The sequence below is a fragment of the Halobacillus sp. BAB-2008 genome, assembly GCF_000328325.1.
Taxonomy (GTDB): domain Bacteria; phylum Bacillota; class Bacilli; order Bacillales; family Halobacillaceae; genus Halobacillus.
Map to the genome: position 1 here is coordinate 1 of NZ_ANPF01000105.1, position 1,660 is coordinate 1,660.

The window sequence follows — 1,660 nt, forward strand, 5'->3', positions numbered from 1 at the left end:
ATAAAACATTTATAATATTATTAAAAAACAGACCGAGTACCTTATGGATTCAATTACCCCCATCAATTCTATTGTATCAAGTATTTATCTATAAACTTTTTTTTCGTGACACAAAAATAATATCAGACTGTCATAATGGACAATTTAGAAGTCCGTGGTTGAATTTCCCTTTTTCAATAAAACTCATAAATTTTTGTTCAGAAATAATTATTGTGCATAATGATGACTTACTAAACGAAGTAAAAGATAAGAAGATATTAAATTTAGAAAAAGTGCATGTTTTAGAAGATAACCTACCTATACCAAGTGAAAGTATAAAAATAGAAAAACCTGAAGAAAATTTGGTTTTATTCCCAGCCTCTTTTAATAGTGATGAACCCATATCAGAATTGGTTGAAGCAGCAAAAAAGGTACCTCATATAAATATATACATAACAGGTGAGAAAAGTGCTGAAAAGCTGAATAGACATTCTATAAAGGAAAGTGACCTACCCTCAAATATTAAATTTACAGGTTGGCTGACAGATGACTCATACAAGACCATGCTCAAATCTGCGGACATAATCTTGGGCTTAACACTCTTAGATACTATCCAATTAAGTGTTGCTATAGAAGCGGTTGGTTATGAAAAGGCGATGGTATTATCGAATACAAATACACTTAAGAAATTATTTAATAAGGGATCTGTATTTGTTGATAATGATGGTGCTAGTATTGCAAAAGGAATTATAAAAGCACTTGAGAGTAAACAAGAACTCGAAAAAGAAACTAAACAACTTAAAGTTAAAAAAACAAAAGAGTGGTTTAGTGAGGCAGAAAAGCTTAAAAAAATAATTTAAAGTAACATTAAAGGATAATAGGTGAGTATGATGGAATTAAGACATAATCAATGGTTATCTATATGTTATATTTTTCTACTTTTTTTAATAGGAATTTACAGTGCGTTAGCCACTAATCTTTATATATACGGGTTTAATATAGGGATATTTATTGCAGTAGGAATGTTAATAGGTGTACCAATATTTATCGGTGTATTGTATAAGGGGTTTACCTTTGTTTTATCTTTATTATTGCTTATGAGTATATCATTTAATGTAGAGGTTCCTTTATGGAGCCAGGGAGAAGTAGGATTTTCTGCAGATCATCCTAATGGTTTAAGAGCTGCATTAGTAATAAATCAATTTTATATTCTAATTGCTATGTGGTTTTATATGCTTTAATAAATAAAAATAAATTTAGAGTAAGTGGGGAGTTAATAGCCTTTATTTTAATGTTTTGTTTTGGTTCTATTTCATTTATTTTAGCAGATAATAAATTGGCCGCAGCTTACCCACTTATAAGATTATTATTCGTAATTTTTCTTTTTTATTGTATGACAACAATATCTGTCATGAGCACTTGGAAATATATGGTTTATTCTGCTGTTTTTATTGTTGTTTTTCAAATTCTTTTAGGTCTTTACCAAATCATAAATGGAAAAGCACTTGGCCTCACTTTTCTGGGTGAGAGTAGCGAACCGTTTAGAGCTACTAGTTTAATAAGTATTACTGAAAGAGGAATGAGTGGAACACTTGGCCACCCAGGAGTTTTGGGGATATTTATGGTTATGATCTCAACATTTCTCTTAATTAGTTATATAAATAATGTTAATCTAATAAAT

The 1,660-nt window shown here is 29.6% G+C and carries 3 protein-coding genes; all 3 read left to right on the plus strand.

The features are described from left to right. Positions 1-839, plus strand: an 839-nt coding sequence (locus D479_RS19045; protein WP_008640326.1) for a glycosyltransferase, incomplete at its 5' end; no start/stop codon positions are given. Positions 840-866: 27 nt separating this feature from the next. Beyond that, positions 867-1,220, plus strand: a complete 354-nt coding sequence (locus D479_RS19050) for a hypothetical protein (RefSeq protein ID WP_008640329.1) — start codon at positions 867-869, stop codon at positions 1,218-1,220. 95 nt (positions 1,221-1,315) lie between these two features. After that, the coding region (locus D479_RS20925) for a hypothetical protein (RefSeq protein ID WP_206536245.1) at positions 1,316-1,660 on the plus strand (345 nt) is incomplete at its 3' end.

Coding starts and splice junctions, on each gene's coding strand:
- D479_RS19050 (WP_008640329.1), top strand. CDS start 867: ATGATGGAATTAAGACATAATCAATGGTTATCTATATGTTATATTTTT.